The sequence below is a fragment of the Streptomyces sp. NPDC055955 genome (genome assembly GCF_042270245.1).
GTDB lineage: Bacteria > Actinomycetota > Actinomycetes > Streptomycetales > Streptomycetaceae > Streptomyces.
Window position 1 is genome coordinate 327,097 of the sequence record NZ_JBHJYS010000003.1, and the last position, 24,307, is coordinate 351,403.

The window sequence follows — 24,307 nt, forward strand, 5'->3', positions numbered from 1 at the left end:
GCCGTCCTTCGTCGCCGTCGCCCTCCCCGAGCACTCGGCTCCGCTCGGGCAGGGACCCCCGTCCGCACGATACGTGGCCGTGGGACCCGCTGTGGTGTTCTACCGGCGGCCTTCCCGCCCGCACGCGTACGCCAGTGGGGAGATGAGCTCCTCGGCGTCCGGCAGCCAGCGGTTCGCGGCGGTGGGGCGGCAGGCCCACTGGACGGCGCCCCGGCCGCCGAAGCGGGTGGGCGGCGCGGCGAGGTAGGAGCCCTCGCCGAGCGCGTCCAGGTCGAGGGAGGCGGGCGGCCAGCCCAGCTTGCGGACCAGGTCGGGGACCTTCGCGGCGGCGCCCGGCAGGACGAAGAACTGCATCCGGCGGTCGGGGGTGCAGGTGACCGGGCCGAGGGTGAGCTCCATGCGCTCCATGCGGGCCAGGGCCAGGAACCCGGCGGTCTCGGGCACGTCGATGGCGTCGAACGTGCGCCCCGTGGGCAGCAGGATCGAGGCGGTGGGCTGCTTGGACCACAGCCGGCGGGCGGCGGTCGCGCTCCCGGTGGCCTGGTTCGCCCAGTCCTCGCGCGCGTGGTGGGCACCGGGGGCCGCGCACCCGGCGTCGCCGCAGGAGCAGTGCTGCCTGCCCTCGTCGACCTCCAGCCAGGTGCCCGGGAACACGTCCCAGTGGCGTTCCTCCGCGTAGCGCGCGGCGGCGTCGAGGAGGGCCTCTCCGCGCTGCTTGGGGATCTGGGGAGGCGAGGTGACGGACGAGGTGACTGCCGGGGTGACTCCGAGGGTCTCTTCCACGAGGTTCTCAACTCCCGCCGCCACCCGGGGTTACGGGCGCACGCGCGCGGGAGCCCGCGGCACCGATCCTGCACGTGGGGCGCATGGATGCATGGGCGGGGGCGCGCGGGAGGAATGGCCCCGGCCGGGGGGTAGCCAGCCCGGAGGACCGGACGGGGGTGCTTCCACCGATCGGCCACCGGTTGGGGCTCTTGCTTGTTTTTGCCCTTCTTTGTGGCGCATCTTCCGTTTGATCTCAGGGCATTGATCACCTCAAGGCGGGCCCGACCGGGAGCGTGACGACAGGCCCGAGTCCGCCCGATGGTCCACGGTGCACACAGGGGGTACGCCATGGCCGCAAGGCCTCTCGTAGCACGACAGCCCAACGAACGGCTGCAGGCACTCATCCAGGAGGCGGGCTGCTCGAACGCCGGACTGGCCCGCCGGGTCAACATGTGCGGATCGGAGCACGGCCTCGACCTGCGCTACGACAAGACATCGGTGGCGCGGTGGCTGCGCGGCCAGCAGCCGCGCGGCCGGGCGCCCGGCATCATCGCCGAGGCCATCGGCCGCAAGCTCGGCCGCACGGTCACGATCGACGAGATCGGCATGGCCAACGGCAAGAACCTCGCCTCCGGCGTCGGCCTCCAGTTCTCGCCCACCGTCCTCGGCGCCATTGAGCAGGTGTGCGAGCTGTGGCGCAGCGACGTGGGACGCAGGGACTTCCTGTCCGGTTCGTCGGTCGCCTCGTCCGCGCTGGTCGAGCCGAGCCGGGACTGGCTGATCTCCGTACCCGACTCACAGGTCGCGCGGTCGGCGGGCCCGCGGGTCGGCACGTCGGACGTGGCGGCCGTGCGAGCGATGTCCCAGGCACTGACGGACCTCGACCACCAGTACGGCAGCGGGCATGTGCGGCCGGTGGTCGTCCACTATCTGAACAGTGTGGTGTCGGGGCTGCTCGCGGGCTCGTACCGGGAGGCCGTGGGGCGTGAACTGTTCGCGGCGGTCGCCCGGTTGACGGAGCTGGCCGGGTACATGGCCGTCGACACGGGACAGCCGGGCCTCGCCCAGCGGTACTACATCCAGTCGCTGCGCCTCGCCCAGGCCGCCGGGGACCGCGGATACGGCGGATACGTACTGGCCGCGTCCATGAGCCACCTGGCGGCGCAGCTCGGCAACCCGCGCGAGATCGCCCAGTTGGCGCGCGCGGCGCAGGAGGGCGCGCGCGGGCGGGTGACCCCGCGCGCGGAGGCGATGTTCTACGCGGCCGAGGCACGCGGCCACGCCCTGCTCGGGGACGCGCGGGCCACGCAGGCGGTGGCGGGCAGCGCACTGGCCGCGCTGGAGCGGGCCGCGCCGGACTCGGGCGACGACCCGGCCTGGATCGCGCACTTCGACGCCGCGTATCTCGCGGACGAACTGGCGCACTGCTACCGGGACTTGGGGCATGCGGAGGCCGCGCGACGGCAGGCCGAGGCGTCCCTGGCCGGGCACCCTCAGTCGCGGGCGCGACGCAGGGCGATCGGTCTGGTGCTGCTCGCCACGGCGCAGGTGCAGCAGCGCGAGATCGAGCAGGCCTGCCAGACGGGGACGCGCGCGGTGGAACTCCTCGGCACGCTGCGCTCGAACCGGGGCGCCGAGTACCTGGACGACTTCAGGCAGCGCCTGGAGCCGTACCGGGACGAGCCCGTGGTCCGGGAGTTCGGTGCGCGCCTCGATCTTCAGGCAGCGTGAGGATGCGTGAGCGGCGCGCAGGAGACGTACGCGTGAAGCTTGTGTGACGGACGCCTCAACCCGGTTCGGGAGGGCGCTAATCAGCGTTCCGCGGGCTTGTTTTGTTACTTGGGGGCGTGGGGAGGCTGTGGGGTTCTGAGCTGCGTGGCACGTGTGTGCGGGGACCCGGTAGCGTGAGCCGACGATTCCGAAGGTCCCCCAGTCGTAGGAGTCCCGGTGACGCAGCAGAGCGGACAGGGCGAGGATCCGCACCTTCCCTCGGTGCGGCAGGCACACGAAGGCGTCGTGCTGCCCGCCGACGGCAGCGAGCCCTTGCTGCCGGGTACCTTCGGCGACCAGTCGCACGTCGCCCCCTCGGGCGGCAGCCCCTGGGGCCAGCCGTGGGGCCCCGAGTCCGCGCAGGCGGCCTCCGGCGGCCCGATGCCGACGTACGAGTGGGGTGCGCCGTCCGCGTCGCCCGCGCTGCCGGGTGAGGACGCGCCGCATGCCGCGGCCCCGCTGCCCCCGGCCGCGCCGCAGCAGCACCACTCCGCGCCGCTGCCGCCCGCCGGCGCCCCGGCCGCCCCGTACGGCTCCGCGCCGCTGCCGCCGGCCTCCGCCTCGGACGCGACGCAGTACATAGCCCCGGCCGCGCCCTCCGACGCGGACGCCACGCAGTACATGGCCCCGGCCGCGCCCTCCGACGCGGACGCCACGCAGTACATCGCTCCGGTCGCGCCCGGGGCCCTGCCGCCCGAGGTGCCCGCCGACGCCACCCAGTACCTGGGCCGCGCGAACGCCCCCGGCCAGATGCCGCCGCCCCAGCAGCAGCCGTACGGCTCCGCGCCCATGCCGCCCGCGGGCACCGACAGCGATGCCACGCAGTACATCGCGCCCGTGCCCTCGCCGCCCCCGAGCGCGCCCTACGGCATCCGCCCCGGCGCCCCGGGCGACCGCCAGCCCCCGGCCGAGTTCGACAGCCTCTTCCGCACCGAGCCGGAGCCGGGCGCGCCCGCCTCGACGCAGCAGATGCCCCGCTTCGACCCGCGCGCCGGCGGACCCGCGGGTCCCGGCGGACCGGGCGGGCCCGGCCCGGCCGCGCAGCCGCAGGCCCCGTACGAGCCCACCGGGCGGGCCGCGGCCCGCAAGGGCCAGAGCCGCACCGGCTCCAAGGTGCCGCTGATCGCCGCCGTCGGCGTCGGCATCCTCGTCGTCGGCATCGGCGCGGGCGCCCTCATCGGCAGCGGGGGTGACGAGAACAAGGGAGACGACGCCAAGCCGGCCGCCGCGACCGGCGCACCGGACAGCTCGTCCCCGACGCCGGCCGACCCCGCCAAGGCGCAGGCCGTCGCTCTCGACAAGCTCCTCGCCGACTCGAACAACAGCCGCGACACGGTGATCAGGGCCGTCGCCGACATCGGCGCCTGCAAGGACCTCGGCAAGGCCGCCAGTGACCTGCGCGGCGCCGCCACCCAGCGCACCGGGCTCGTGACCCGGCTCGCCGGGCTCTCCGTGGACAAGCTGCCCGACCACGCGGCACTCACGCAGGCCCTCACCAGGGCGTGGCAGGCCTCCGCCTCCGCGGACAGCCACTACGCGGCGTGGGCCGACCAGGTCGCGGGCAAGAACGGCTGCAAGAAGGGCCACGCCAAGCCCACCCCGCAGCGCCGCGCGGGCGACGTGGCCAGCGGCACGGCCTCCACCCAGAAGACCCAGGCGTCGAAGCTGTGGAACAGCATCGCGGCGCAGTGGAACCTCACGCAGCGCAAGCCGTACCAGCTCTAGGGCCTTGCTTCTGGATCAGGCCGGACCAGGGAGCGGTGCAAGGCCCCTTGAGCCCGGCATGATCCGGACGAATGGCACCAGCCGATGCGGAGGCGCCTGAGCGGGGTCAGCCCGTGGGGGTCGCCTCCAGCGTCCGCGACACGTCGACGAGCCCGCGGCGCGCGGCCACGAGCCGCCCGTCGCGCACCTCCTGGAAGGTGACGTCGGCGTTGACGAGCCGCGGGAAGCCGCTGGCCGCGATCATGTCCTCGAAGCGCCAGCTGAGCGTCGGCGTCAGCCCGCCCGTGCGCACCTTCAGGCCGCCGTCGAGCGCCCCGCGCACCGTGTGCGCCGTCACGTCACCGTCGCCGAGCGACTCGACGACCTGCTTCAGGACGGTGTACGCGATCCATGTCGTCTGCACGCCCGCGTCCGCCGGGTCGATCCGGTTGTCGCCGAACGCCTGCTCACTGATGACCTTGCGCATCGTCGCCCACCGCCGGTCGGTCGCCACCGGGTACCAGCCGGTGACGTACGCCCCTTCGTAGACGCCCGACCCGCCGCCCGAGCGGTCGATGACCGTCTGGTCGACGCTGCCGAGGACGGTCGAGATCCGCACCTTCGGATAGGAGTCGCGGGTGCGGCGGAACGAGTCGAAGAACGTGTCCGTGCGGTCGCCGAGGACCGCTGTGACGCAGCCCTTCCCGACCGGGTCGGCGCCGGCCCGCTGGAGCGCCTGGCGGGCCTGCTCCGTGTAGTCGGTGGCGTCCTCGGCGGCGCGCACGTCGAACGCGCGGTCGCGGCCCGCGGACAGGCCCGTGTCGAGGAGCAGCGGCAGCTGGTCGCCGGCGACGGTGTCGGGGCGTACGAGCGAGGTGCGGTCGCAGCCCGCGGCGGCCAGCTGCCGGCCGTTCCCGGCCATCAGCGCGGGCTGGCCGCCGTTGACCGGGTACGACAGGGGGCTGGCGAACTCCTCGTCGGTGACGCCGTAGCCGCCTATGTAGGGAATGCCGGCGGACTCCAGGGGCCCGAGGAAGGAGCGGGCGTGCTGGCTGTAGGAGCCGACGACCGCGACGGCGTTCTGCTCGACGGCGTCCCTGGCGCAGCGGGCGGCGCCCACGGTGTCGTTGTTGTCGTTGCAGGTGATGACCCTGAGGTCGCGGCCGCCGATGCCACCGTGGGCGTTGACCCAGCGCGCGTAGGCGCGTGCCATGGCGGGCATGCCGGGCATGTTGGTCGCCTGGGTCTTCTCGGGCGCCCATGTCATCACGGTGATGGGGTCCTCGGAGCCCCCGGTGACGTCGGAGACGAGTCCGCATCCGGCGGCGAGCGACGCGCAAGCCGCCCACACCGCCGCCGAAAGCACGGTGGAACGAAGGGTGCGGGTGGTGCGCGAGATGGTGGTGCGACGCCGGCCAGTCATGAACCTGCACGATTCCGCCGCATCCCTAACCTGCGAGTGACCCGCGGTCAACGTGCGGTGACGCGGAGGTGAATTACGGGGGTCGGGTCGGGCCGAAGGGGACGGCACGTACGATCGATGACCGTGCAAAGCTCGGAGAAGTCTTCCCGTCGCGGCCGTCGCTCCTCCACCATGGGCGGCATGGCACTCAACGACATGCCGTGGTGGCGCTGGCGCAGCAATGTGCGCTCCGCGCTGCACATGCTCTCCGACTCCGCGTTCCAGCGAAACGTCTGGCTCGCGGGTGTGGACGGGTTCGGGGACGTCACCGACGCCGTGTACCGCCTCGTCGAGGACACCTGGCTCGACAACTGGTCCGCCGAGAAGTACGTCGGCACGATCTTCCGGGACTCCCAGGAGGCGCAGCTCGTCGACGCGGCCGTGCTGCGCGTGCTGCGGATCATGCACCAGGTGGGCCCCGACGCCCCCGTCTCCGCCTATCTCGACCACCACGCGTGGCCGGAGGCGGTGCACTCCGCGCGGGCCGCGCACGTCGCGCTCGCCACGAGCGACGGCGACGACCCCGACGCGGCGCCGCGCACCCTCGAAGTCCTGCGGATCATGACGCGCGCGGCCTGAGCGCCGCGAGCCCGTCCGAACGGCGGGACGGCGGCCCGGCGCGGGTTGCGTGTATGGGACCCTTGCCTGCATGAATGAGCAGTCCCCCGCGTCCGGCGTCGCCGGCGGCGAGCAGTACGTCCTGACTCTCTCCTGCCCCGACAAGCGGGGCATCGTGCACGCCGTGTCGAGCTACCTCTTCATGACCGGCTGCAACATCGAGGACAGCCAGCAGTTCGGCGACCACGACACGGGCCTGTTCTTCATGCGGGTCCACTTCTCGGCGGACGCGCCCGTCACCGCCGAGAAGCTGCGGGCCAGCTTCGCCGCGGTCGGCGACTCCTTCCACATGGACTGGCAGATCCACCGCTCCGCGGAGCGGATGCGCGTCGTGCTGATGGTGTCGAAGTTCGGCCACTGCCTGAACGACCTGCTGTTCCGCGCCCGGATCGGCGCCCTGCCCGTCGACATCGCGGCGGTCGTCTCGAACCACACGGACTTCGCGGAGCTCGTGAAGTCGTACGACATCCCCTTCCACCACATCCCGGTCACGAAGGACACCAAGGCCGAGGCCGAGGCGCAGATCCTCGACCTGGTGCGCGCCGAGGGCGTCGAACTGGTCGTCCTGGCCCGCTACATGCAGGTCCTCTCGGACGACCTGTGCAAGGAGCTCAGCGGGCGGATCATCAACATCCACCACTCGTTCCTGCCGAGCTTCAAGGGCGCCAAGCCGTACCACCAGGCACACGCGCGGGGAGTGAAGCTGATCGGCGCGACCGCGCACTACGTGACGGCCGACCTCGACGAGGGCCCGATCATCGAGCAGGAGGTCGAGCGCGTCGGCCACGACGTGACGCCGGACCAGCTCGTGGCGATCGGCCGCGACGTGGAGTGCCAGGCGCTGGCCCGCGCCGTGAAGTGGCACGCCGAGCACCGGATCCTGCTGAACGGGCGCCGCACGGTCGTCTTCACCTGATCACAGGTACGCGGGCCCGTCCGCACACGCAGACGACCCGCGAGCCTGGTCTCCTCCCGTACGGAACGGGAGGAGGCCGGCCGGACGTACCGGCGGCTCGCGGGTCGGGCGACTGCTTGGGATTGGGGCCGGCTGCACGCAGCTCTCACGTGCTGGTCCGGCGCCGAAATCGAGATGCGACGCCGGGCTGCTAGCCCGCAGTCACCTCACGCGTCCGGTATTCATACATCTGCCGAACCACCTCCCTTCTTGTGTACCTCCACCCTAAGAAGGGTCCGGGCGGCGTTCAAGCGAATTAACCGGCCACGGCTCGTCCGGTGCGCGAGGTCGTAGGCTGTGATCAAGGACGGAACGTTCTCCCCGGATCTTCGGAGCGCAACGATTTCCCCGAACTCCGTGTGTGCTGCGTCACGTTCGAGTTGAATGATCTGAAGTGCGGAACACGCGGACACAGCCTGCAGGGGGTGCCAGGTGAGTGCTTCCCGGCGTAGTGGGGCCACCGACGAGCTCGGTCCCGACGAGCCCGAGCGGGACGGGGCCGATCTTCTTGCCGCGTTGCTCGACGGTATGGACGCCGCGCTCTGCGCGTTCGACGCCGACGGGACCGTGACCCATTGGAACCGGGAGGCCGAGCGGATCCTCGGCTGGTCGGCGGCCGAGGCCGTGGGACGACGCGGGTTCTCCGGATGGGCGGTGCGCACCGCCGACGCCGACGAGGTCGAGGCCCGGCTGATGGCCGCGATGCGCGCGCCGGGCCGGCAGGTCCACGAGTTCGCACTGCTCACCAAGGACGGCGGGCGGATCCTCGTGCGTACGCAGTCCGCCGCGGTGCGCGGGCCCGACGGCAAGCCGGCCGGGCTGTACTGCGCGTTCAGCGAGGTGCACACGCAGATCGACCTGGAGCGGTCGATCGCCCTGAGCGAGGCCCTCTTCGAGGACGCGTCCTGGGGAGTCGTCCTCGTCGACGCCGACCTGCGGCCCGCCGTCGTGAACGTGCATGCCGCGCGGGCACTCGGCTCCGGCCGCACCGCGCTGCTCGGACGCCCCCTCGGGGACCTGATCTCGCAGGGCGTCGAGGAGCTGGAGAGCGCGCTCGCCCATGTGCTCGCGGAGGGCGCACCGCCGGCCCCCGCCGAGCTGTGGGTGACGGTGCGCCTCCCGGAGGGCGACGCGCGCAGGTGCTGGCGCAGCGGCTTCGTGCGGCTCGCCTCACCGCTGGCGGAGGAGCCCGTACCGCTGGGCGTCGGATGGCTGTTCCAGGACGTCACCGAGGCCAAGCGGACGGAACAGGAGGCGGCGCAGCTGCGGTTCCGGGCCAACCAGCTGCACCGGGCCACGCGGGCCGCCGCCGAGTGCGAGGACCCGGCGGAGGCGGCGACCGTCCATCTGGACTTCGCGCTGGCCGGGTTCGCCGACCACGCGCTGATCGACCTGGTCGTCGGCGACGAGCAGGCAGGCCGGTCGGAGCGCGACGCCGACGGGGACCGCACGGGTCCGGTGCGCCTCGCGCGGGCGGCCGCGACGCCTTCGGGAGCTCCGGGGCCGAGCCTGCTGGTGTCGCGCACGACGCTGCCCGTGCGCTATCCGGAGGGCCACCCGGCGCTGCAGTGCGTGGAGCGCGCGGGTTCGGTCCGGGCGAGCGCGAGCGGGCGTGACGCGGCGCGGGCGGGCGACTGGGCCGAGACCAGACAGTGGCCCGAGGGCACGGTGCACGCCCTGTGCGCGGTGCTGCGCAGCCGGGCGCGCACGCTGGGCGTGGTGACGTTCCTGCGCGGGCCCAGCCGTACGCAGTTCGAGCGGACCGACGCCACGTACGCGGAGAGCGTCGCGGCCCGGATCGCCGGGACGCTCGACCTGGCGAGGGTCCTCGACCGGTAGCCGCGCCCCCGGCGTCAGTGGCGGTAGAAGATCCGGTCGCCGTACTCGGTGAAGATCCGGCCGTTCCACTCGTGGCCGCCGTCCACGTTCCCGGAGCGCAGGAGCGGCGGCTGGATGCCGCGGTCGGCGAGCTCGGCCGCGGCCGTCGCCATGGTGGCCTGCATCAGGGCGCTGGCCACCATCGTGGAGGCCGGCCCGAAGGGGGCATCGACGGTGTCGTACGTGAGCTCCGCGTCACCGACCTCGATCTTGGAGTCGAGGACGATGTCGCAGTGGTCCTTGAGGAACGTCCCCGACACATGGCGGGACTTCGTCTCCTCGGCGTACGCCACGGACGTCACGCCGATCACGCGCACGCCGAGGGCGCGGGCGTTCATGGCCATCTCCACGGGCAGGGAGTTGCGGCCGGACAGCGAGATGATCACGAGGGTGTCGCCCGCGCGGACCGGGCTGGAGTCCAGGACGGCGCCGGCGAGCCCGTCGACGCGTTCCAGGGCGGAGCCCAGCGTGGCGGGCATGACGTCGACACCGACGACCCCGGGCACGGACAGCAGGTTCATCAGGGCGAGGCCGCCCGCGCGGTAGACGACGTCCTGCGCGGCGAGCGAGGAGTGCCCCGCGCCGAACGCGAAGAGCCGGCCGCCGTCGGCGACGGTGTCGGCGATGAGCGTGCCGGCGGCCGCGATGTTGCGGTCCTCCTCGTCGCGCACCCGCCTCAGCAGGCCGATCGCGGCGTCGAGGTACTGACCGGCCAGCTTGCTGTCGCTCATCGGCGGAGCCCCTTCGTGTCCCTTACTGCCCGCATGCCGCGCATCACGTTGCGGTCCGGACCAGTGCCGTGTCAATACGTTCCCGCCGCACGGAGCCCGGTTCCCCCGGCGCGGCACGGTTGTCAGCGCTATGCGTCAGAATTGGGTTCAGGGCCAGCGCACGAGCTAGCGGCGAGCTAGCAGAGCTAATCGAGGGGCACGTATGTCCGGACTGATCGACACCACGGAGATGTATCTCCGCACCATCCTCGAGCTCGAAGAGGAAGGTGTGGTCCCCATGCGCGCCCGGATCGCCGAGCGGCTGGACCAGAGCGGCCCGACGGTGAGCCAGACCGTGGCCCGTATGGAGCGCGACGGCCTGGTGGCCGTGGCCACGGACCGTCACCTGGAGCTGACGGACGAGGGCCGCCGGCTCGCCACGCGCGTGATGCGCAAGCACCGTCTCGCCGAGTGTCTGCTCGTCGACGTGATCGGCCTGGAGTGGGAGCAGGTGCACGCGGAGGCCTGCCGCTGGGAGCACGTGATGAGCGAGGCGGTCGAGCGCCGCGTGCTCGAGCTGCTGCGGCACCCGACCGAGTCGCCGTACGGGAACCCGATCCCGGGGCTGGAGGAGCTGGGCGAGAAGGACGGCGCGGACCCGTTCCTCGACGAGGGCATGGTGTCCCTCGCCGATCTCGACCCGGGCACGGACGGCAAGACGGTCGTGGTGCGCCGGATCGGTGAGCCGATCCAGACGGACGCGCAGCTGATGTACACGCTGCGGCGCGCGGGCATCCAGCCGGGCTCCGTGGTCAGCGTGACGGCGTCGCCGGGCGGGGTCCTGGTGGGCAGCAGCGGTGAGGCGGCGGAGCTGGCGGCGGACATCGCCTCGCACGTGTTCGTCGCCAAGCGCTGAGCCGGACACCGGCCACCCCGGCCCGGGTCAACTTACCGACGCGTCAACTCCTGTTCCCACAGGCACAGTTGGGACGTCATCGCATCCCCCCAGAACTCTCGCAGAAACAAGGATTCACTGCGCGGAATCGCAGCGCCCGGACGTTTTGCGTGCAAGGCTGTCGCGAGAGGCATATGACCTGAGGACTCTTGACCGTCTCGGTTTCGGGTCCGCACCGGTCCGGCCGCGCGGGCGGGGAGGGGGGCGGGACGATGTGCCGACGTACCCGTACAGGGCGCAGACAGACACGGCGTGGACAGACAGAGGGCCCCGGCGCCTTACGGCGCCGGGGCCTGTCCTCCCCTGTGCTGACCCGGAGCCCCGAGCTCCCAGGGTCATCCCCTTCGGACCGATTTCCCCGAGCGGTCCGCCTCCCGCTGAAGATCTCCCCTCGACGGCGGCGGTCAATCCTTGTGCGAGGTCACTCGAACGAGGGGTGTTGCCGAGAACGACCGCGCTTTCGAAAAAAGGTTCGATAACGTGCGCGGGTACGGGACTGCAGGCGCGACCACAAGGGGGTGCCAGGGCCTATGGTGCGGCGCATCGACGTGACCGGGGCGGGCGGCGTGAGTCTCGCCGCGTGGGAGTTCGCCGACCCTCCCAAGACGGGCGAGGTCGACCAGTCCTCCGCCGTGCTGTTACTGCACGGCCTGATGGGCCGGGCCTCGCACTGGGCGGGCACCGCCCGCTGGCTCTCCGAGCGCCACCGTGCCGTGGCGCTCGACCAGCGCGGCCACGGCCAGAGCCAGAAACCCCCCGAGGGCCCCTACGACCGTGAGGCGTACATCCAGGACGCCGAGGCCGCCCTCGTCCAGCTCGGCCTCGCGCCCGCCGTCGTCATCGGCCACTCCATGGGCGCGCTCACCGCCTGGCAGCTCGCCGCGCGCCGCCCCGACCTCGTACGCGCCGTGATCATCTGCGACATGCGGGCCTCCGCGCTCGGGGCGGCGTCCCAGCGGGAGTGGGAGGACTGGTTCGACGCCTGGCCCTCGCCCTTCGCCACGCTCGCCGACGTACGGAAGTGGTTCGGCGAGGACGACCCGTGGGTGGAGCGGCCCCAGCCCTCGCGCGGTGAGTTCTACGCCGAGGTCATGACGGAGGGCCCCGACGGCTGGCGGCCCGTGTTCGACCACCGGCAGATGCTGGTCTCCCGGGCCACCTGGGTCTACGACGCGCACTGGGAGGAACTGGCCCAGGTCCGCTGCCCCACCCTCGTCGTCCGCGGCCTCGACGGCGAACTGGGCCGCGCCGAGGCGCAGGAGATGGTCCGCGTCCTGCCCAGGGGCGAGTACGCGGAGATCGCGGACGCCGGGCACCTCGTCCACTACGACCGGCCGGAGGCGCTGCGCGCCGCCATCGAGCCCTTCCTGGACGGCGTACTCACGTCGTAGCGGCTCGGCCGCGCGGTGGCGGGGCCTCGTGGCCGGGAGGGCGGATCCGCGGGTCAGGGGCCGAGGCGTTCGACGCGCCAGGCGCCGGACGGCTCGTGGACGTAGCGCAGCCGGTCGTGGAGGCGGTTCTCGCGGCCCTGCCAGAACTCGACCGTGCGCGGGGTGACGCGGTAGCCGCCCCAGTGGTCGGGCACCGGGATGTTCTCGCCCTCCGGGTAGCGCTCGACGAGTTCGGCGTAGGCGATGTCGAGTTCGGCGCGCGAGGTGAGGATCTGCGACTGCGCGCTGGCCCACGCGCCGAGCTGGGAGCCGCGCGGGCGGGAGCGGAAGTACGCGGCCGTCTCCTCGCGGCTCGTGTGGGCGACGGTGCCGGAGACGATGACCTGGCGGGCCATCGGGTGCCAGGGGAAGAGCAGCGCGATCTCGTGGTTCGCCGCCAGGTCACGGGCCTTGCGGGAGCCGTAGTTCGTGTAGAAGACGAAGCCGCGATCGTCGTAGGCCTTGAGCAGCACGGTGCGTGAGCTCGGCCGGCCGGCCGCGTCCACCGTGGAGACCACCATCGCGTTCGGCTCGTACAGGACGCCGCGGGCCCGCGAGGCCTCGTTGAACCAGAGCTCGAACAGTTCCATCGGGCGCGCGGGGACGTCCTCCTCCAGGAGTCCCTCACCCGGTGGGCGGTACTGCGCACGCATGACGGCGGGGTTCTGGGGTGCATGGTGGTCGTGGTCGCTCACGCGGTCATCCTGCCGTACGCATGGGGCAGTCGGCCGCGTGGAGTTCATCACTGAGTGGCACTGAGTGCCGCGCACTCTCCCCAAGGGTGGCACCAGCGGATATCGTCATCGGTCCCGCCGCCCCTTCGGTTGGGTGACCGCCTGCCGAACGGGGCATCACCACGGTGATGCCCCGGCCCGTGGGCCCACCGCTGCAGAGCCGTTACGCCCATGCGGACCGCGCACGACCACCGCGGTCCTCCGTCGTACACCCGCAGAGCCGTACACCGCAGAGCCGTACACCGCAGAGTCATACACCCGCTGAGCCGTACACCCGCTGAGCCGTACATATTCAGAGGAGCCGCCTGATGTCCGACCCCGGCCTTGACCCCGGCAGTGCCCCCGGCTTCGTGCCCGGCCTCGAGGGAGTCGTCGCGTTCGAGACGGAGATCGCCGAACCGGACAAGGAAGGCGGCGCCCTGCGGTACCGGGGCGTCGACATCGAGGATCTGGTCGGCAAGGTCTCGTTCGGCAACGTCTGGGGCCTGCTCGTCGACGGGGCCTTCAACCCGGGCCTGCCGCCCGCCGAGCCGTTCCCCATCCCCGTCCACTCCGGCGACATCCGCGTCGACGTACAGTCCGCGCTCGCCATGCTCGCGCCCGTGTGGGGCCTGAAACCGCTGCTCGACATCGACGAGGCGCAGGCCCGCGAGGACCTCGCCCGCGCCGCCGTCATGGCCCTCTCCTACGTCGCCCAGTCGGCCCGCGGGCAGGGCAGGCCGATGGTGCCGCAGCGCGAGATCGACAAGGCGGACACCGTCGTCGAGCGGTTCATGAAGCGGTGGCGCGGCGAGCCCGACCCGAAACATGTCGCCGCCGTCGACGCGTACTGGACGAGCGCCGCCGAGCACGGCATGAACGCCTCCACGTTCACCGCGCGCGTCATCGCCTCCACGGGCGCCGATGTCGCGGCCGCCCTTTCGGGCGCCGTCGGCGCCATGTCGGGCCCCCTGCACGGCGGCGCGCCCTCCCGCGTCCTCGGCATGATCGAGGAGATCGAGCGGACCGGCGACGCGGAGGCGTACGTACGGCGGGCCCTCGACAAGGGCGAGCGCCTCATGGGCTTCGGGCACCGCGTGTACCGCGCCGAGGACCCCCGAGCGCGCGTGCTGCGGCGCACGGCCCGCGAGCTGGGCGCGCCGCGCTTCGAGGTCGCCGAGGCGCTGGAGAAGGCGGCCCTCGCGGAGCTGCACGCCCGCAGGCCCGACCGGGTCCTGGCGACGAACGTGGAGTTCTGGGCGGCGATCATGCTGGACTTCGCGGAGGTCCCGGCGCACATGTTCACGTCGATGTTCACGTGCGCGCGCACCGCCGGCTGGTCGGCGCACATCCTGGAGCAGAAGCGCACGGGCCGCCTGGTACGCCCCTCGGCCCGCTACATCGGGCCGGGCACCCGCGACCCGCGCGACATCGAGGGGTACGGGCAGATGTCGGGCTGAGCACCGCCCCCGACGGACTCAGGCAGGACGAACGGCGCCGCACGGATCTCCGTACGGCGCCGTTCCCCTGCGTCGTCCGCCCCGGGTCACCCCAGCGCCCGGTCCAGAATCGCCGCCCACTGTGCGACGACCCGGTCGCGGCGGGGCCCGTCGTCGGTGAGGAGGTTCGCGAGGCCGAGGCCGCGCGCCATGTCGAGGAGCCCCTGCACGGTCTCGCGGACACCGGGGTGCGACTCGTCGGCGGCCAGGAGCTCCACGGCGATGCGGTGGGTCTCGCGGCCGACGCGGGCCTCCAGTTCGGTGACGCGGCCGCCCAGCTGCGGCTCGTTCGACGCCGCCACCCACAGGTGCAGGGCGGCGCGGAACAGCGGGCCCGTGTACAGGTCGACGAGGGCGGCGACGACCTCGGTGCGGCCGCGGGGGCGCAGGGCGCGCAGCGCGGACGAGCGCTCCTCGGCGACGTACTCGACGGCGGCCGTGAACAGGTCCTCGCGGGTCGGGAAGTGGTGCTGCGCGGCGCCGCGCGAGACCCCGGCCCGTTCGGCGACGACGGAGACCGTGGAGCCCGACCAGCCGCGTTCGGCGAGACAGGACACGGCCGCTTCGAGGAGCCGCCGGCGGGTGGCGCGGCTGCGGTCCTGCTTGGGGGCGCGCTCCACCGCCGTACCGGATGAGGTCACAGCACCCATGCGGGATCCCGTCGTTCGAGGAAGGCCGTCATCCCTTCGCTTGCCTGCGCGGAGGAGAACAGCCGGGCCGAGAGCGCGCTCAGGTCGGCCGCGTCCCGGTCGAAGGCCTCCAGCACCTTAGCCGTGAGCAGCCGTTTCGTCTCGGCCAGGCCTTGCGGGGACGACCTGCGCAGCCCGTCGAGGACGGGGGCGAGGGCGGCGTCGACGTCGTCGCCCGCCGTCGTCAGGAGCCCGATGCGGACCGCCTCCGCCGCGTCGAGGCGCTCACCCGTCAGGTAGTAGCGGGCGACGGCGCGCGGGTCGGTGCGGGGCAGCAGGGGCAGCGAGATGACGGCGGGCGCGACCCCTATGCGGACCTCGGTGAACGCGAACGAGGCGGCGTGCGAGGCGGCCGAGATGTCGCAGGCCCCGAGCAGGCCGAGCCCGCCCGCGCGCACATGGCCGGCGATCCGCGCGACGACGGGCCGGTCGAGCGCGACGATCTGCCGCAGGAGCGCGACCAAGGCCTCGGGCGGGGGCGGGGACTTCAGGTCGGCGCCCGCGCTGAACGTGTTGCCGGTGTGGGTGAGGACGACGGCCCGTACGGCGTCGTCCTTGCCGCACGCCGTGAGCGCGCCCGCCAGCTCGGCGACGAGCGCGGCCGAGAGGGCGTTGCGGTTGGCCGGGGAGTCGAGGGTGAGGGTGGTGATCCCGCGCTCGTGCGAGGAGCGGACCAGGTTCTTCGGGGTGCTCACGACGTCTCCCTGAGCTGTCGGCGGAGGATCTTTCCCGAGGCGGCGCGCGGCACGGTCCCTCTCCGGTCACGTGGGCGCGACATGCAGAGAGTGGCAGCGGGCACAGAAACAATCAAGCGTGCCTGCATGAATCAGGGTCCGGCCGTCCGGCCGCGGGTCAGAGCGTTCTGCCGTCGGGCCCGGTCACGCCGGGCCGGGTGTTCAGGGACCACATGTGCGTGCACTGCGGGCACTGGAGGTGGAGGACCGGCCCCTGGTTGGAGATCAGGTAGCGCCAGTGCTCCCGGCAGTTGCGGCGGTCGGCGCAGGGTGCGCAGTGGCGGGCGTCGTCACAGACGGGGCAGGCCACCCAGGCGCGCCGGGCGATGTCCGCCTGCGGATCAATGGGAAGCCGCACGGCCCGGCCCCTCTCCCGGCAGGACACCGGCAGCCACCAGAAGGTCGTAGGTGCGCTGCTGCTCGTCGTCCAGACCCGAGTAGAGGAGGGCGTGCGCCTCGTCCTCGCCCCGCAGGACGGCCACCGGATCCCAGTCGGGGCCGAGCGCGGCCACGACCTCGGCACGGCGCCGGGCCTCCTCGAAGGTCAGGTCGATCGTGAAGGGTATGAGGCCAGGAGAATTGTCTTGGTTCATGGCGAGACTTCCGATGAGCTGAGCAGAACCCGACCATCAGTACCAGGCACCCCCGGCTCTAGGGAAGGGTTACCTAAGTTGCCCTGCGGTGACCGGGAGCGACATAACGCCCGGACGTGCCGACGGGGCGGCCTCGGATTCACCTACGGGGGTGGGCCGTTGCCGAGGGACAGCCGCGAAGAGACAGGCACGACCCGCCGGCGGAACTATGACGTACTTCACGGCACCCCACGGGGAGAGCCCGGCCATGATCCGCCGGACACCCCCCGAGCCCGGCCCTCCGGCTCAGGCCGCTGGGGCCTGTCGTCACATTCCCGTCGTCCGCCCGAGGGGCGGGCCCGGCGGCGTCTGGTGCGTGCGATCGCAAGGCGCCGAAGAGTCCTTGTAGCGGAGCTACCAGGGCTTTTCGGCAACGCCGCATGGGGGTCCCCCCTGCTCGAGCAAAGCCGAGAGCCAGGGGGAGTGCGTGCCAGACGCCGCCGGGCAGACGGGAATGTGACGACAGGTCCTAGTACGACTTCGGCAGTCCCAGGGTCTGGTGGGACACGTAGTTCAGGATCATTTCCCGGCTCACGGGCGCGATGCGGGCCACACGGGACGCCGTGATGAGCGAGGCGAGGCCGAACTCGCGGGTGAGCCCGTTGCCGCCCAGCGTGTGCACCGCCTGGTCGACGGCCCGCACGCAGGCCTCCGCCGCCGCGTACTTGGCCATGTTCGCGGCCTCACCCGCCCCGATGTCGTCGCCCGCGTCGTACAGATGGGCCGCCTTCTGCATCATCAGACGGGCCGTCTCCAGCTCGATGTGGGCCTGCGCGAGCGGGTGCGCGATGGCCTGGTGCGCGCCGATGGGCGACTTCCAGACGCTGCGCTCCTTCGCGTACCCGACGGCCCTGGCCAGCGCGAAGCGCCCCATGCCGATCGCGAACGCCGCCGTCATGATGCGCTCGGGGTTGAGGCCCGCGAACAGCTGGAGCAGGCCGGCGTCCTCGTCCCCGACGAGCGCGTCGGCCGGGAGCCGTACGTCGTCGATGACGAGCTCGAACTGCTTCTCCGGCGCCTGGAGCTCCATGTCGATCTGCCGCCGCCCGAACCCCTCGGCGTCGCGCGGCACGATGAACAGGCACGGCTTGAGGCTGCCCGTACGCGCGTCCTCGGTGCGGCCCACGATGAGGGTGGCGTCGGCTATGTCGACGCCGGACACGAACACCTTGCGCCCGGACAGGATCCAGTCGCCGCTGTCCCCGTCGCGGCGGGCGGTGGTGGTGATGCGGTGCGAGTTGGAGCCCGCGTCGGGCTCGGTGATCCCGAACGCCATCGTGCGGCTGCCGTCGGCGAGACCCGGCAGCCAGGCCGCCTTCTGCTCGGGCGTGCCGAAGCGGGAGATGACGGTGCCGCAGATCGCGGGCGACACGACCATCATCAGCAAGGGCGCGCCGGAGGCACCCAACTCCTCCAGCACCAGGGACAGTTCATACATACCGCCACCCCCGCCGCCGTGCTCCTCGGGCAGGTTCACGCCCAGGTACCCGAGCTTCGCGGCCTCCGCCCACAGCTCCTCGGGGTGGCGCTCCTCGCGGACGACGCGGGTCAGGTAGTCGCGTCCGAAGCGGCTGCCGAGCGCGGCCACGGCGGAGCGCAGGGCCCGGTGCTCCTCGGACTCGAGGACGGGAGCGTTCATGACTGATCCTCCTGTACGACGGCGAGCAGGGCGCCGACCTCGACCTGGCGGCCGGGCGCGGCGTGCAGGGCGGTGAGCGTGCCGGAGGCGGGAGCGGTGACGCGGTGCTCCATCTTCATCGCCTCCAGCCAGATGAGGGGCTGTCCCGCGGCGACCGTGACGCCCTCGGCGAGGCCTTCGGCGAGCCGGACGACAGTGCCGGGCATCGGCGCGAGCAGGGATCCCGGCTCCTGGCGCGCGACGGGCTCGGGGAGGCGGGGCAGGGCGGTGAGCGCGGCGCCGTTCACGTACACGCGGTCCCCGTGGACCGCGACGTCGAACTTGCGCACCACGCCGTCCACTTCGAGCACGACGAGCTTCGGCGTCGCCCGCACGACACGTACGCCGTCGGCGGCCAGACCGTCGCGGGTGTGCCGGTAGCGCACCTCGTGCTCGGCCCCGTCGGGTTCGGTGCGGTAGTGCTTGACCTGAGGCTGCGAGGCCACATTGCGCCAGCCGCCGAAACGGGACCGGCCGTGCGCGTCGGCGAGCGCCGCGGCGAGCGGTGCGTACGGATCCGGGCTCGGCGCCGTGAGCGCGGCCAGATGCCGGTCGTAGAACCCGGTGTCCGCGCCGCCCGCGATGAACTCGTCGTGCCGCAGCGACCGTACGAGCAGTTCCCTGTTGGTGACCGGCCCGTGCACGACGGCCCGCTCCAGGGCTCCCGCCAGCTTGCGCAGGGCCTCGGCTCGGGTCGGCGCGTGTGCGACGACCTTGGCGAGCATCGCGTCGTAGTGCACCCCGATCGGGTCGCCGTCGCTGAACCCGGTGTCCAGGCGTACGGCCTCGGGAACGGACAGCCGGTGCAGCGTGCCGGTCTGCGGGGCCCAGCCGGCGGCCGGGTCCTCCGCGTACAGGCGGGCCTCGACCGCGTGGCCTCGCGCCGTGGGCGGCTCCTCGTCCAGGGGCTCGCCCTCGGCGACGCGCAGTTGCCACGCCACGAGGTCGACCCCGAACACGGCCTCGGTGACGGGGTGTTCGACCTGGAGACGGGTGTTCATCTCCAGGAAGTGCGCCGTGCCGCCGACGACGAGGAACTCGACGGTCCCGGCGCCCCGGTAGTCGATGGCACGAGCGGCCCGCACGGACATCTCCCGCAAAGACGTCTCGAGTTCGGGCGTGAGCCCCGGTGCGGGCGCCTCCTCGATGACCTTCTGATGGCGCCGCTGGAGCGAGCAGTCCCGGGTGCCGAGCGCCCACACGGTGCCGTGCGCGTCGGCCATGACCTGCACCTCGACGTGCCGGCCGCCCTCGATGTACGGCTCGACGAACACCTCACCGTCCCCGAAGGCGCTCAGCGCCTCCGCGCCGGCGGCGGTCAACTGCTCGTCCAGGTCGGCCAGATCCCGCACGACGCGCATGCCGCGCCCGCCACCGCCGGCCGCCGCCTTCACGAGGACGGGCAGGTCCGCCGCCGTGATGTCACCCGTCTTCAGGGGCTCGATGCCCATGAGTTCCTTGGCGCGCGTCTTGGACGCCATGGCCTCGATCGCCTCGGGCGGCGGGCCGATCCAGGTCAGGCCCGCGTCGGCGACGGCCCGCGCGAAGTCGGCGTTCTCGGACAGGAACCCGTAGCCGGGGTGCACGGCGTCCGCGCCCGCGGCCAGGGCCGCCTTCACGATGAGGTCGCCGCGCAGATACGTGTCGGCGGGTGATGCCCCGGGCAGCCGTACGGCGGCATCGGCCACGCGCGCGTGGAGGGCGTCCTCGTCGGCGTCCGAGTACACGGCGACGGTCCGCACGCCCAGCTCGGCGCAGGTACGGAAGACACGGCAGGCGATCTCACCGCGGTTGGCGACGAGTACAGAGGTGATCATTCGCGTGGTCATGGTCCTCACATCCGGAACACGCCGAATCCACCGCGCGCGCCCTCCACGGGCGCCGTGTGGATCGCGGACAGACACAGGCCGAGCACGGTCCGGGTGTCGCGCGGGTCGATGACCCCGTCGTCGTACAGGCGCCCGGAAAGGAACATCGGCAGGGACTCGGACTCGATCTGCTGCTCCACCATCGCGCGCAGCGCGGCGTCCGCCTCGTCGTCGTAGGGCCGGCCCTTCGCGGCGGCGGACTGGCGGGCCACGATCGACAGGACACCGGCGAGCTGCTGCGGCCCCATCACGGCCGACTTGGCGCTCGGCCAGGCGAACAGGAAGCGGGGGTCGAAGGCCCGCCCGCACATCCCGTAGTGCCCGGCGCCGTAGGAGGCGCCCATGAGGACGGACAGGTGCGGCACCCGGCTGTTGCTGACGGCGTTGATCATCATCGAGCCGTGCTTGATGATGCCGCCCTGCTCGTACTCCTTGCCGACCATGTAGCCGGTGGTGTTGTGCAGGAACAGGAGCGGGATGTCGCGCTGGTTGGCGAGCTGGATGAACTGGGCGGCCTTCTGCGACTCCTCGCTGAACAGGACGCCCTGGGCGTTGGCGAGGATGCCGATCGGATAGCCGTGCAGCGACGCCCAGCCGGTCGTGAGGCTCGACCCGTACAGCGGCTTGAACTCGTCGAAGTCGGAGCCGTCCACGATCCGGGCGATGACCTCGCGCGGGTCGAAGGGGACCTTGAGGTCGCCGGGCACGATGCCGAGGAGTTCGTCGCTGTCGTACTTGGGCGGCTCCACACCCTGTGGATCCCCGTACGCCTTGCGGTGGTTGAGGCGGGCGACGACGCGGCGGGCCTGCCGGATCGCGTCCCGCTCGTCGAGCGCGAAGTAGTCGGCGAGCCCGGACGTACGGGCGTGCATCCCGGCGCCGCCGAGCGACTCGTCGTCACTCTCCTCACCGGTCGCCATCTTCACCAGGGGCGGCCCGCCGAGGAAGACCTTCGCCCGCTCCTTGACCATGATCACGTGGTCGGACATGCCGGGGATGTACGCGCCGCCGGCGGTGGAGTTGCCGAAGACGACGGCGACGGTGGGGATCCCGGCGGCGGACAGGCGCGTGATGTCGCGGAAGATGCCGCCGCCCGGGATGAAGATCTCTTTCTGGGACGGCAGGTCGGCGCCACCGGACTCGACGAGGCTGATGCAGGGCAGCCGGTTGGCGAACGCGATCTCGTTGGCGCGCAGGGCCTTCTTCAGGGACCACGGGTTACTGGCTCCGCCGCGCACCGTCGGATCGTTCGCGGTGATCAGGCACTCGACGCCCTCGACGACCCCGATCCCCGTGACCAGGGAGGCACCGACGGTGTAGTCACTGCCCCAGGCCGCGAGGGGGGAGAGTTCGAGGAAGGGGGTGTCGGGGTCGAGGAGCAGCTCGATCCGTTCGCGGGCGAGCAACTTGCCGCGCTCGCGGTGCCGTTGGACGTATTTCTCACCCCCGCCCGCGAGCGCCTTGGCGTGCTCGGCGTCGAGCGCGTCGAGTTTGCCGAGCATGGCCTCGCGGTGAGCGGCGAAGTCGGCACCGCCGACGTCCAGAGCCGAGGCGAGAACGGTCACAAGAGGACCTCCGGTATGTCCAGATGACGGGAGCGCAGCCACTCGCCGAGCCCCTTGGCCTGAGGATCGAAACGGTGCCGGGAGGCGACGCCCTGGCCGAGGAGGCCGGTGACGGTGAAGTTGAGGGCGCGGAGGTTGGGCAGCACGTGCCGGACAACTGTCAGATGACGACTTTCAGATATCAGACTCTGAAATCTGTCAGCTGTCAGTTCATGGACGAGCCACCGCCAGGCCTCATCCCCATCGCCGGACCCATCGCCGGTCCCATCGCCGGACCCGTCGCCGGACCCGTCGACTGACCCGCCCCCGCCCCCGCCCCCGTTGCCGTCACCGTCACCGCTGCCGTTCACCCACACCCCCACGTTCGCGTCCCCGCCCTTGTCGCCGCTGCGGGCGCCCGCGACGAGGCCGAGGGGAGCGCGCCGGGTGGGGCCGGGGGGCAGAGGCGCGGGCAGGGGTGGTGCGGCCACGTCCACGAGGGCGCGGACGGCACCGTCGTACGGGAGCACCTTCCGCTCCCCGTCCGGCAGTACCGCCACGTGGTCGACGTCAGCCCGGTCCACGTACGCCGCCTCGAACACCCCGTACGGCGCACCCTTGCCCGGCGGGGCCGTGACGTGGAAGCCGGGGTAGCTGCCGAGGGCCAGCTCGACCGCGGCGCTGCTGAGGGTGCGGCCCACCGTGTCCGCGTCGCCGTCCCGGACGACGAGCCGCAACAGCGCGCTCGCCGTCTCCTCGGTGTCCGCGTCCGCCCGATCCGTGCGTGCCAGCTCCCACGCCACCTGCGCGGGGCGGGACTTGGCCCGGTCGAACGCCTCGTCCATCTGCTCCCGTACGAGCGTCGCCTTGGCCTCGATGTCGAGACCGGTCAGCACGAACACGACCTCGTTGCGGAAGCCGCCGAGCCGGTTGAGGCCGACCTTGAGGGTGGGGGGCGGCGCCTCGCCTCGTACGCCGTCGACGCGGACGCGGTCCGGGGCCTCCTGCGTGAGCCGTACGGTGTCCAGCCTCGCCGTCACGTCGGGTCCGGCGTACCGGGCGCCGGCGGTCTCGTAGAGGAGCTGTTCCGTCACCGTCCCCACGGTCACGAGCCCGCCCGTGCCGGGGTGCTTGGTGATGACGCAGGAGCCGTCCGCGTGGAGTTCGGCGAGGGGGAAGCCGGGGCGCCGCAGATCGCGGGCGCGCCCGGCGAAGCGGGAGTAGTTGCCGCCCGTCGCCTGGGTCCCGCACTCCAGGATGTGCCCGGCGACGACGGCCCCCGCGAGGCGGTCGTACGCGTCCTGCTCCCATCCGAAGCGCCAGACCGCGGGCCCGGTGACCAGGGCGGCGTCGGTGACGCGGCCGGTGACCACGATGTCGGCGCCGGCGGCGAGGCAGGCGGTGATCCCGGCGCCGCCGAGGTAGGCGTTGGCGGTGAGGGCCCCCGGGAAGCGCCCGCCCGGGGACAGGTCGTCGCCCTCGACGTGCGCCACGCGCGCGTGGAGGCCGAGCCGGTCCGCCAACTCCCTCACGGCCCCGGCGAGTCCGGCCGGATTGAGCCCGCCCGCGTTCGTGACGATCCGCACGCCCCGGTCGAGCGCCGTGCCGAGGGTCTCCTCCAGCTGGCGAAGGAACGTGCGGGCGTAGCCGCGCGCGGGGTCCTTCAGGCGGTCGCGGCCCAGGATGAGCATGGTCAGTTCGGCGAGGTAGTCGCCGGTCAGGACGTCGAGGGGGCCGTCTTCGAGCATCTCGCGCAGGGCGTCGAAGCGGTCTCCGTAGAAGCCGGAGGCGTTGCCTATGCGCAGTACGTCCCCGGTCACCGTCCGGCGCCCTTCGCCGCGCGCCCCGTCCCCGGCGGTCCCGCGAAGGCCTGGGCGATGTCCAGCCACCGGTCGGCGTCGGCTCCTTCCGCCCGTACGTCGACGTCGTCGCGATGCGCCCGCTGCGTCACCAGAAGACAGAAGCCGAGCCCGGATCCCGTCACGCGCTGCGCCGCGTCCTCGGGCCCGTACGTCCACAGGTCGCCCGAGGGGGCGGCCAGTTCGACGCGGAACTCCTCGGCGGGCGGCGTCAGCCCGCGTACGGAGAAGGCGAAGTCGCGGGCCCGGATCCCGATGCGGGCCACATGCCGCAGCCGGTCGCTGGGCCGCCGTGCGACGCCCAGCGCGTCGGCCACGTCCTGCCCATGGGCCCAGGTCTCCATGAGGCGGCCCGTCGCCATGGAGGCGGCCGACATGGGTGGCCCGTACCAGGGGAAGCGCGTTCCCGCGGGAGCGGCGGCCAGGGCCCTGAGCAGCCCCTCGCGGCCCGCGCGCCAGCGGGCGAGCAGTTCGGCGGGCGGCAGCGCGGCCCCCTCCTCCGCCCCCGCGTCGACGAAGGCGTCGGGTGCGGCGAGGGCTTCCCGCACGAGGGCGGCGAAGGCGTCGGCGTCCGTGACGGCGAGCAGGGCGGAGTGGTCGGTCCAGGCCAGATGCGCGATCTGGTGGGCCACGCTCCAGCCGGGCGCGGGCGTGGCGAGGGCCCATCGGTCCTCGCTCAGCTCACTGACGATCCGGTCGAGTTCGGCGCTCTCACTGCGCAGATCCTCGAGCACGGCCAACGGGTCGGACACGATGCGCTCCCCTCGGGGCACGACGGCGTGCCCCGGAGCATGGCAGCGCCCGGAGAAACAATCAAGCGTGCTTGTATGAGAATGGGTCGGGG

At 72.6% G+C, this 24,307-nt stretch carries 21 protein-coding genes; 8 read left to right on the forward strand and 13 right to left on the reverse strand.

Annotated features, from left to right (window positions below):
• Positions 1-99: 99 nt before the first annotated feature.
• Positions 100-783, reverse strand: a complete 684-nt coding sequence (locus ACFC96_RS07535) for a bifunctional DNA primase/polymerase (protein WP_376260414.1) — start codon at positions 781-783, stop codon at positions 100-102.
• A 330-nt stretch (positions 784-1,113) separates the two neighbouring features.
• Between ACFC96_RS07535 and ACFC96_RS07540 the strand changes: the two genes are divergently transcribed.
• Together ACFC96_RS07540 and ACFC96_RS07545 are read left to right on the forward strand one after the other, a co-directional pair.
• Positions 1,114-2,496 carry a transcriptional regulator gene (locus ACFC96_RS07540; RefSeq protein ID WP_376610788.1) on the forward strand — a complete coding sequence of 461 codons (1,383 nt, stop codon included), beginning with the start codon at positions 1,114-1,116 and terminating at the stop codon, positions 2,494-2,496.
• Positions 2,497-2,712: 216 nt separating this feature from the next.
• Entirely contained in the window at positions 2,713-4,260 is a 1,548-nt protein-coding gene (locus tag ACFC96_RS07545; protein ID WP_376610790.1) for a hypothetical protein, read from the forward strand.
• A gap of 106 nt (positions 4,261-4,366) precedes the next feature.
• Here ACFC96_RS07545 and ACFC96_RS07550 read toward each other — a convergent pair whose 3' ends face one another.
• Positions 4,367-5,662, reverse strand: coding sequence for an ABC transporter substrate-binding protein (locus ACFC96_RS07550; protein WP_376610791.1), 1,296 nt, complete (start codon positions 5,660-5,662; stop codon positions 4,367-4,369).
• 117 nt (positions 5,663-5,779) lie between these two features.
• Between ACFC96_RS07550 and ACFC96_RS07555 the strand changes: the two genes are divergently transcribed.
• The 3 genes from ACFC96_RS07555 (at position 5,780) to ACFC96_RS07565 (ending at position 9,113) form a co-directional block, all read left to right on the forward strand.
• Positions 5,780-6,280: a hypothetical protein gene (locus ACFC96_RS07555; RefSeq protein ID WP_376260421.1), complete on the forward strand. Its 501-nt coding sequence runs from the start codon at positions 5,780-5,782 to the stop codon at positions 6,278-6,280.
• A 70-nt stretch (positions 6,281-6,350) separates the two neighbouring features.
• The gene (gene purU / locus ACFC96_RS07560; RefSeq protein ID WP_376260423.1) at positions 6,351-7,235 is read left to right on the forward strand and encodes a formyltetrahydrofolate deformylase; all 885 of its coding nucleotides are present in this window, start codon (positions 6,351-6,353) and stop codon (positions 7,233-7,235) included.
• A 471-nt stretch (positions 7,236-7,706) separates the two neighbouring features.
• Positions 7,707-9,113, forward strand: a complete 1,407-nt coding sequence (locus tag ACFC96_RS07565) for a PAS domain-containing protein (RefSeq protein ID WP_376260425.1) — start codon at positions 7,707-7,709, stop codon at positions 9,111-9,113.
• A gap of 14 nt (positions 9,114-9,127) precedes the next feature.
• Here the strand turns inward: ACFC96_RS07565 and ACFC96_RS07570 are convergent, their stop codons facing one another.
• Entirely contained in the window at positions 9,128-9,883 is a 756-nt protein-coding gene (locus tag ACFC96_RS07570) for an SIS domain-containing protein (protein ID WP_376260427.1), read from the reverse strand.
• Positions 9,884-10,085: 202 nt separating this feature from the next.
• Between ACFC96_RS07570 and ACFC96_RS07575 the strand changes: the two genes are divergently transcribed.
• Both ACFC96_RS07575 and ACFC96_RS07580 read left to right on the forward strand, forming a co-directional pair.
• Positions 10,086-10,778, forward strand: a complete 693-nt coding sequence (locus ACFC96_RS07575; protein ID WP_372564152.1) for a metal-dependent transcriptional regulator — start codon at positions 10,086-10,088, stop codon at positions 10,776-10,778.
• A 569-nt stretch (positions 10,779-11,347) separates the two neighbouring features.
• The gene (locus ACFC96_RS07580; protein WP_376260429.1) at positions 11,348-12,208 is read left to right on the forward strand and encodes an alpha/beta fold hydrolase; all 861 of its coding nucleotides are present in this window, start codon (positions 11,348-11,350) and stop codon (positions 12,206-12,208) included.
• 53 nt (positions 12,209-12,261) lie between these two features.
• On the opposite strand, the gene pdxH is transcribed toward ACFC96_RS07580, so the two are convergent.
• Positions 12,262-12,900 carry a pyridoxamine 5'-phosphate oxidase gene (gene pdxH / locus ACFC96_RS07585; RefSeq protein ID WP_376260759.1) on the reverse strand — a complete coding sequence of 213 codons (639 nt, stop codon included), beginning with the start codon at positions 12,898-12,900 and terminating at the stop codon, positions 12,262-12,264.
• Positions 12,901-13,289: 389 nt separating this feature from the next.
• On the opposite strand from pdxH, the gene ACFC96_RS07590 reads away from it, so the two are divergent.
• Positions 13,290-14,420: a citrate synthase 2 gene (locus tag ACFC96_RS07590; protein WP_376260431.1), complete on the forward strand. Its 1,131-nt coding sequence runs from the start codon at positions 13,290-13,292 to the stop codon at positions 14,418-14,420.
• Between the two features lie 86 nt (positions 14,421-14,506).
• Here the strand turns inward: ACFC96_RS07590 and ACFC96_RS07595 are convergent, their stop codons facing one another.
• The 9 genes from ACFC96_RS07595 to ACFC96_RS07635 all read right to left on the reverse strand — a co-directional run bounded on the left by ACFC96_RS07595 (position 14,507) and on the right by ACFC96_RS07635 (position 24,215).
• Positions 14,507-15,109: a TetR/AcrR family transcriptional regulator gene (locus ACFC96_RS07595; RefSeq protein ID WP_376260433.1), complete on the reverse strand. Its 603-nt coding sequence runs from the start codon at positions 15,107-15,109 to the stop codon at positions 14,507-14,509.
• On the reverse strand, positions 15,097-15,843 hold the full coding sequence (locus ACFC96_RS07600) for an enoyl-CoA hydratase family protein (RefSeq protein WP_376260435.1): 747 nt from the start codon (positions 15,841-15,843) through the stop codon (positions 15,097-15,099). The genes ACFC96_RS07595 and ACFC96_RS07600 overlap by 13 nt, the downstream gene beginning before the upstream one ends.
• Positions 15,844-16,000: 157 nt before the next feature.
• On the reverse strand, positions 16,001-16,240 hold the full coding sequence (locus tag ACFC96_RS07605) for a hypothetical protein (RefSeq protein ID WP_266671677.1): 240 nt from the start codon (positions 16,238-16,240) through the stop codon (positions 16,001-16,003).
• Complete coding sequence (locus ACFC96_RS07610; protein WP_376260437.1) at positions 16,224-16,475, reverse strand: DUF6400 family protein; 252 nt, start codon at positions 16,473-16,475, stop codon at positions 16,224-16,226. Before ACFC96_RS07610 ends, ACFC96_RS07605 begins: the two co-directional genes overlap by 17 nt.
• A gap of 508 nt (positions 16,476-16,983) precedes the next feature.
• Positions 16,984-18,153 (reverse strand): acyl-CoA dehydrogenase family protein, encoded by a 1,170-nt coding sequence (locus ACFC96_RS07615; RefSeq protein ID WP_376610793.1) that lies wholly within the window; start codon positions 18,151-18,153, stop codon positions 16,984-16,986.
• Entirely contained in the window at positions 18,150-20,009 is a 1,860-nt protein-coding gene (locus tag ACFC96_RS07620; protein ID WP_376610970.1) for an acetyl/propionyl/methylcrotonyl-CoA carboxylase subunit alpha, read from the reverse strand. The genes ACFC96_RS07615 and ACFC96_RS07620 overlap by 4 nt, the downstream gene beginning before the upstream one ends.
• A 17-nt stretch (positions 20,010-20,026) precedes the next feature.
• Positions 20,027-21,625, reverse strand: coding sequence for an acyl-CoA carboxylase subunit beta (locus ACFC96_RS07625; protein WP_376610795.1), 1,599 nt, complete (start codon positions 21,623-21,625; stop codon positions 20,027-20,029).
• A complete protein-coding gene (locus tag ACFC96_RS07630; RefSeq protein ID WP_376610797.1) occupies positions 21,622-23,424 on the reverse strand; it encodes an acyclic terpene utilization AtuA family protein in 1,803 nt (600 codons plus the stop codon). Before ACFC96_RS07630 ends, ACFC96_RS07625 begins: the two co-directional genes overlap by 4 nt.
• The gene (locus tag ACFC96_RS07635) at positions 23,421-24,215 is read right to left on the reverse strand and encodes a TIGR03084 family metal-binding protein (protein ID WP_376610799.1); all 795 of its coding nucleotides are present in this window, start codon (positions 24,213-24,215) and stop codon (positions 23,421-23,423) included. Before ACFC96_RS07635 ends, ACFC96_RS07630 begins: the two co-directional genes overlap by 4 nt.
• Positions 24,216-24,307 lie beyond the last annotated feature (92 nt).